This is a genomic window from Aeromonas sp. 25-AL00135 (assembly GCF_054052385.1).
Genome location: NZ_JBSTYQ010000044.1, coordinates 1 through 1,026, shown reverse-complemented (window position 1 = coordinate 1,026; position 1,026 = coordinate 1). Strand labels below are relative to the sequence as shown.

The 1,026-nt window shown below is 59.4% G+C and carries 1 pseudogene; it reads right to left on the bottom strand.

Annotated elements, in window-relative coordinates:
- Positions 1 to 1,026: pseudogene (locus tag ACW5XC_RS20375) on the bottom strand (IS3 family transposase); the annotation flags it as partial.

Sequence of the window (1,026 nt, the reverse complement as noted above, 5' to 3'; positions counted from 1 at the left end):
TCCCGCGCTTGCGTCAAATCCTGCGGGCTTTGCAACAATAACTCTCCTTTCAAAATCCCGTTCACCCGCTCCGCCAACGCATTCTGGTAACAGTCATACCCATCCGTCATCGAGCATTTCACCCCGTACCGTTCATGTAGTGACTGATACAGCACCGAGCAATACTGCACGCCGCGGTCCGAGTGATGGATTAGCTCCCCGCTGCCACGTCGTTGCTTCAGCGCTTTCTTGAACGCCATCGCCACCGATTCGGCGTGCATCCCTTCGTGCACGTGATGGCCCACTATCTTGCGTGAGTAGGCATCCGTCACCAGGCTCAGGTACAGCGGTCCGCTCCTGGCTGGCAGATAGGTGATATCTGCGACCCAGACCTGCTCCGGGGCCACCGGTGTGACCTGCTCTGGCCCCGCCTTGAGCAAGTTGGGATGACGGTAGAAACGGTGAAAACTGTGGGTGGTCTTGTGATACGCCCGCCTGGGCTGCACCAGCAGGCGGTGCTCGGCCAATATCCGAAACAGCCTGTCCCGCCCGACCTTGAGCCCGCCATCATCCTGACCCTGCAGCAGATAATGCAGCTTGCGAGTGCCCACCCGAGGTTGTCGCTGTCGAACCTGACGCACAAAGCGCGCCACCTGCAAGCCCTGTGCATGGCGCTCGTCGGCGACCCGATTGCGCTTGTAGTAGGCCTGCCGGCTTATCCCCAGAAACAGGCAAGCCCTGACAATGCTCAGCCTCTCGACTTGCCGCTGCGAGAGGACTTGCCGGGTCGCTTTTTTACGATGGATACGCCGTAGTCATTCTTCAGTACATCGACGACGGCCTCAAAGAACTGGGCTTTCTGACTCATCAGCGCCAGCTGCTGCTCAAGTTCCTTGATGCGCTGTTCGGGCGTCTGGTTGTCGGGGTCAGGCATGGTGATGCTCCTGCCGGCACGCACAGAAGCCCCCTGGCTCCAATCTTGCCGACCATGTTTACGCAACCATACCAGAACGGTGGAGCGGCCCTGAATGCCATAACGCACCTGAG